This window comes from bacterium, assembly GCA_035295165.1.
Taxonomy (GTDB): domain Bacteria; phylum Sysuimicrobiota; class Sysuimicrobiia; order Sysuimicrobiales; family Segetimicrobiaceae; genus JAJPIA01.
In genome coordinates, this window is record DATGJN010000083.1 from 36,146 (window position 1) to 42,465 (window position 6,320).

The window sequence follows — 6,320 nt, forward strand, 5'->3', positions numbered from 1 at the left end:
TTACGAATCACTCGGGAGAAACCGGTTGCGACGTGATCCGATCATCGCGTCCCACACGCCGATCGTGACACACGCCAGTTTGGCCAGACGACGATCCTCAAATACCACCATCTTGACGAGTGTCTTGCCCAAATTGATCAGTGCAGCGACCACCCACATCGGTTCGTAGAAAAAATAGGCTGCAAAGATACGCAGCAGGTTCCGGGTAACGTAATAGTAGCGCCACGGCTCGTGGTTTGGAACCACAACAATCCGGCGCCCGAACCGGCGCTCCTCCATCTTACCCGCGGCATGCGTCATGAGGGGTCGACAGGAGACCAGGATCCGAAACCCATGTCTACGCAATCGCAGACAATACTCGAGGTCCACACCTTCGATAAAAAAGTCGTCTCGAAATGGTCCCGCCGCTGCATAGGCCGCGATCGACAGCGCGCTACCCGAGGTGATCGCGGCCTTCGCCTCAAGAAATCGCTGCGCCGAGGACGCGCACCGCACTGCGATCTGCCCGCTGTGTCTGCTGCGCGCGTTGGCGTTAAGCAGGCCGACCGTCTCACCAAACGGACACGAGTCGTACAGCCCGCCAAGCGACGCCACGAGGTCAGAATCGACCTCCGAGTCTTGGTCCAGGGTGAGCACCCATGAATAACCGAGCGCTTCGGCGCGACGAAGCCCTTGGTTTAGGGCGGTCCCGATGCCAAGGTTCCTAGAGTTTTCGATAAGCTCGACGCGCGCGCTCGTGGAGGAGCGCAGCATCTCTCGAGCATGCCACGGAGAATGATTGTCCACCAGGACGACATGACCCACCTGTGCTGTCGTTCGAGCAAGTCGAGTTGGAAAATCGCCGTCCGGGCCGTACGTCACGATCACAGCAGCCACGCTCGCAGCCGAGACCGCACCCGTATCGCGCTCACCCGCAGTTCGCGAGACGCGATCAACTTCCGCCATCGCCACGCGAATCACCCAAACGGAGGACCTTGGTAACGGTGTCGACAAAGTGCTCGGCGAGGAAGGGCTTGAACCGGTCGCTGCACAGGTATCGCTCGCCCGCATCAAGATACCGCTGGTACTCGCGCTCCCCCAGTCCCGCGAGGTACTTCGCCATCTCCGCGTCGGACGTGAACTGCCGCCTGTCGACAAACGCCTCCGAATCGACATAGTCCGTGATGTCCGGCGCGCCTAAGTATATTGGAACGCAACGGGCGCGCATGCAGTCGAAGATCTTGATCGACACATAGCCCGGTTGATCGATCATGTTCTCATAACACACTCCAAACCGATAGTGCGGATAGATCTCCCACTTGTGGCGAACGGTCCCGCGATACGAGGGGTAGAACTCGCGAAGCACCTTCGGATCGCGTATGCGACGCCAGAGGTATGCGCGCAACCTTGGATTCCACCCCTCTCCGTACAGATCGAATGCATCCGGATAGTTCGATTCGAAGAACCGAACAAGACGTCTCCGCTCAGTATACAGTTCGCGGGGATGGCGCGAGAACTTGTACCCCGAGATGTCGACGAAGAGCTTCCGTTCCGGGAAGGGTGCCGGCGTAACGACCGGAAACGTGGTCGGATTTGGGATGTAGATCCGATGGTACCGTTTCCCGTCCGCAAGGGTCGGGTCCCAAGTGAAGACGACCGGAAAATGCGCGTGAAGACCGCGATCGTAATTCCTCGGGAACACGCATGGCGGTTCATACATGAACAAGACTAACTTGTGCTCCATGCCGGCGCGGAGTACTTCCTGAAAGAGATCCCGAGATGACTCCCCGCATGCGCGAGCTTTGGCCGCTTCCACCAGTCGCGTCGGGAGAGAACCAGACCCCACTCGCCACGTGTCCCAAAACACCACCCATCGGCACTCGTCCAACAACTGATCACGGGCACCTTCGAAACGATAGCCGGATGCGACACAGCGCTGCTGCAACTTGATATAAGGCTCGGTGATGTGGTCGCGGGCATCGGGGTCGAGAAGCGTGTGTTCCGCGGAACCCCGCACGTGGTTGATGATGAGCCGAGCGGCGGTCCCCGGCCGGAGTAGGGTCCGACTCGTTTTCGCCGCGTGAACCCGCAGCATCAGGCTCCACCTCCGCTCAGGGGTTTGTTCAGGCGGCGTAAGAACCCTCCTGCCGTTTCTCCGACACCTGAGCGATGCCGAATCGGACGAAGTTCCAACGGCACTCCCATCAAGTTACGCCGTGCACGGAATATTGCGCGCCGCTGTGGGTTCCGTCGACGAACCGACGAGCATCAGCACCAGTAAGAGGGAATGCAGATAGTCCCCAACCGGAGTCCCCGACGCGAACGACACAGCCCAGACCAAAAGGAATGCCAACACGACCCCAAGGTACGTCACGTAGTCCATCAGGCTTCGGGCGCGCCGGAACCCGGCTGGAACCGCCCATAACGACCCACCTAGGACCCCCAACAGGCTCGCTGCGGACAGAACGCCGCCGTACATCCACGCCGCCAAGACGTTATTCTGTGCGTTCACGTGGGTCTGGAAGGGGTTCTTGAACGAGTATCGTTGTTCGTAGTTGAACCCGACTCCGAACGGGTGGGCAAGCGCGACTCCCAGAAAGTAGCGCCAGATCTGCGGTCTGCCGAGCGACTCGTCGCCCGCGGAGGATTGCGCCATCGGCCGCAAGTCGCTCGCCTGCATCCGGCTACCAAACGTGGCAACCGCATGCGGCGGCGGCACAAGCACGATGAGCACACCGATCAGCGCGAGGACAAGCGCCGCGCCAGCATAGTGCCCCGGTCCGCCGAGTACCTTACGGCACAGCACCGCGGCACCGCCGACCAGCAGCAACATCAATACGATCAGCACGCTTCGCGAAACCGACCAGAACGTGATGAACACCAAGCCCCAAAGATAGATCAGCGCGGCGACCGCACCGCCGGCGCGACGAGCAAAGATTCCCAACAACGAGATCGGCCAGATCATGGCCGCCGCAACGCCGCCACTCACCCCCAGTTGGGTGGGATTGGACGTAAGGCCCTGGAAGCGATATCCGTCGGGTTCCATGAGCCGGAGACTTCCGAAGGCCGCATGGTACACGTCGGGCCTGGCGAGGAGCAACACACCCAACACCAACGGGATCATCGGGGATGCCCACAACGTGACGTTGAGCCAACGCCGGAAACCCTCGTCGCTCTTCGCAAGGACGTACGTGATGGGGACGAGGATGATGCCCAAGCACGCCTTCAGCGTTTCTGCGAGACCGAGAGCGTCGAACCCCAGATGATACCGGATCGCAGATAGCCCGGTGGCGACGAGGGCGGAGGCCAAGTACAAAGCGAGCGCTGCGGCCACGACTCTCTCCGGGACCGACAGACTCCCCCACCGTGGGAGGCGCGCGCTGACGGCAAAAAGCGCCACGACCGCCGCCGCCGCAAAGAGAAAGTCGGACCGATAACTAATCGTGTGAAGCGTCATGATCCCGTGCTGGCTGACCGGTCGGTAGTAGATGAGGGACGCCGCACCGCACAGAATGAGAACCTTGATGGCGCCGGCCGTCACCGAACCGGGCGCATGACGACGCGCCCTCGCGGTGGCCGGGAATTCCGGTGCCGCCTGCTGGCTATCCTGCACTGCGAACCCTCTTGCACTGGAAGCCACGCGCCGAGCGCGGAGAGAACGTCTTGCGGGCACCCATCGTAGTACGCGCGCAGATCACGATACCATTCTAACACGGAAGCGCACGACAAGTGCCACGCGTCGCGAGCGGGCCAGGGGGTGCACACACCATGCGGCCGTCTCGAACGTGGAGGCGGGCTCCACGACGGCGCCGCGTCGACCGGCAACACCGACGCGGGCGGACCGATCCCGAGCCGACAGTGGAGCAAGAATGAGACCACGAGACACTTCCGAGCGCGCGCGGGCGAACGAGTCAACTGCAGCGCCGCGTGCACATCCGACCGCCCAAAGCTGCCGTGGACACGGAACTGTTACAGTTGCAGGGAGGACGGAACCTGGAGCGGTACGAACCGAACGTTTGCACCAACGACAGCGGCGAGGCCTGCGATGATACCGCGACGGAGACTTTGATGCTGGCTAAGCTTCTCGAACGCGCCGTCGGATGGGGCCTCGTGATCGGCGCCGCCTCGCTCGTGTATTTCACGCCCGTCACGACCCAGCGAGTGTTCACGCTGCGTTCGCTGCAGTATCGTTCTGACTTTGTGTTCCTGTTTGTGGTAATCGGTGCAATCGCCCTCGGGATTCGCAGCGTCATGCGTCACAGGAGGATCGAATCGCCCCGGGAGGATTTGACGCTCTACCTTGCCCTGGCCCTGTACCTCGCGGCGTCGTTGGCGGCGACCGGTTTCTCGCTGCACCTCCGAGGGTTGGGCTTCGACCTCACCGGCGTAGCCAATCTGACGAAGACGGTGCTAACCGTGGGCCTGTTCGTCACGGTGTATAGTCTCACGAAAGACAACGACCGGCTGTACAGAAACGTCGCAATGGCGCTCTTCGTGTCTCCGTTGATCCCGCTCGCGGCCGGCGTGCTTTTTGTGGCCGGCCCGTTGGCGCGGTTTGCCACGTTCCGCTGCACGGGCAATCACGCGCTGTTCTCGTGGGGCGAGCGATTCCAGGGTCTGACCTCGGATCCGTTGCAGTTCTTTGTCAATGCTTGTGTTGCGCTTGCCTTTGTGTGGGTGTTGTGCCTCAATAGCCTGGAACGGCGACGTGCGACAGCTAGCGCTGCGAGTCTGATCTACGCGGGCGCTCTCATTTACTTCGCCCTGTGGACGCAGGCAAGAGGGGGCGTGATTGCGATCGCGGCGAGCCTGGTCGTCGGCGCCGTGGCGACGAGTTCGTATTGGCGGCAGGTGCGCTGGCGCTACGTTCCGAGCGGGGCGCTGGCGATTGCTTTGGTGCTCTTGGCATGGTTGTGTCTTCCCCCGGATGTACGACAAGCGGTCGTCGCTCGATTCCATGCGGGGGAGGCCCCGGTGCTTGCGACGCCTGCGACAGTTCCGACGGGCGGCGTGGGCCCGACCTCGCACGCAATCGCTACGCGGCGTCCGATAGACCCCTGCGGCACCGACGCCGGGCGGGGTCTCCAGTCGACCGCCGGATCCACAGGCAGGACAACGCAGGATTCCCTCGGCGCCGAGGAAGCGCAGCAGTCAGCCGACGCGCCCGTGCACTCGACGCCCGCCGCGAAGAGCGGCGCCGCCTCGGGCCAGAACACGCCGATCTTGCTCGCGCCGGGCGAGGACGAGAGACTGAGCATCTGGCGATACTACGCGGGCGTGGCGCTGGCTCATCCGCTTGGCATCGGGTTCAACTACGCGCGCGAATTCTACTACAGCACACCGCACGAACCGCAGGTCACAGTGCACAATCCGTTCTTGCTCGTGTGGATGTACGGAGGCGTGTTCGCGGAAGCTGGCCTGCTGGTGCTCCTGTGGATCGTGTGCCGATCAGCGTGGACCAACATTGCGGGCCGGCGTGTTCGTGGTTCGTCCCTGTACTACGTCGGCGCCGTCACGGCACTAGTTGGGCTGTTCGTTTTCGCGGCACTCGGAGATCTCTCATTCATGGACTTCACCATCTGGATACTGATGGCGATGGTCGTCGCCAAGCGCGCGCCCGCGACCCCAGGCGAGAAGAATCCATAGCGTCCAGCGATCTCATCCGCGCTCCGGCCGCGCAGGTTGGGCGCACTCAAGATACCATCGGATCGTGCGGGCGACCCCTTCGCGCAACGAGGTCCGTGGCCGCCAGCGAAACACCGCCGCACATCGGTCCACGTTCATCACCTTGTACGGCGCGCCGTCGGGGTATGAAGTGTCATACCGAAGAGTTCCGCGGTAACCGACTTCCTCCGCGATCATCTCCGCCAATTCGCGGATTGACACGCCGGTGCCGACACCGATGTTGATCGGCTCGACGGTGTGCGGGATCGTTACCGCCCGGAGCATCGCCTCCACGCAGTCGTCGACGTAAAGCCATTCGCGCACCGGATTCCCGGAGCCCCACACCACCACTTCGGGCCGACCCAAGCGATGGGCGCTCGCGATCTTCATCACAAGCGCTCCAAGCGCGTGCGAACGGACTTCGTCGAAATGGTCCTGAGGCCCGTACATGTTGGGCACCACTAAGTTAATTGTCTCGACTCCGTACTGCCGGTAGTACCCCCAACTCTGCACGTAGCTCGCCTTCCTGACGAAGCCGTACACAAACACGGACTCGTCGAGTGGGCCGTTCCACCAGGCGTCCTCGCGAAACTCCCGATCCAGATCGCGGGGGTACGAACAGTTGGAAATCGGGTTCACGATACGCCGCACCCCGAACTCGCGCGCCAACTCGAACA

Annotated in this window: 5 protein-coding genes; 1 reads left to right on the plus strand and 4 read right to left on the minus strand. The window is 62.2% G+C overall.

The genetic code is table 11. From position 1 onward, the window contains the following. The 3 genes from VKZ50_13040 to VKZ50_13050 all read right to left on the minus strand — a co-directional run bounded on the left by VKZ50_13040 (position 1) and on the right by VKZ50_13050 (position 3,592). Positions 1-945, minus strand: coding sequence for a glycosyltransferase (locus VKZ50_13040; GenBank protein HLJ60644.1), 945 nt, complete (start codon positions 943-945; stop codon positions 1-3). Continuing rightward, the gene (locus VKZ50_13045; GenBank protein HLJ60645.1) at positions 932-2,074 is read right to left on the minus strand and encodes a glycosyltransferase family 10; all 1,143 of its coding nucleotides are present in this window, start codon (positions 2,072-2,074) and stop codon (positions 932-934) included. The genes VKZ50_13040 and VKZ50_13045 overlap by 14 nt, the downstream gene beginning before the upstream one ends. 114 nt (positions 2,075-2,188) lie before the next feature. Next, positions 2,189-3,592: a hypothetical protein gene (locus tag VKZ50_13050; protein HLJ60646.1), complete on the minus strand. Its 1,404-nt coding sequence runs from the start codon at positions 3,590-3,592 to the stop codon at positions 2,189-2,191. A 455-nt stretch (positions 3,593-4,047) separates the two neighbouring features. Here VKZ50_13050 and VKZ50_13055 point away from each other — a divergent pair, with 455 nt between their 5' ends. Continuing rightward, on the plus strand, positions 4,048-5,625 hold the full coding sequence (locus tag VKZ50_13055; GenBank protein HLJ60647.1) for a hypothetical protein: 1,578 nt from the start codon (positions 4,048-4,050) through the stop codon (positions 5,623-5,625). A gap of 12 nt (positions 5,626-5,637) precedes the next feature. On the opposite strand, the gene VKZ50_13060 is transcribed toward VKZ50_13055, so the two are convergent. Next, on the minus strand, positions 5,638-6,320 hold a 683-nt coding region (locus tag VKZ50_13060; GenBank protein HLJ60648.1), incomplete at its 5' end, for an NAD-dependent epimerase/dehydratase family protein.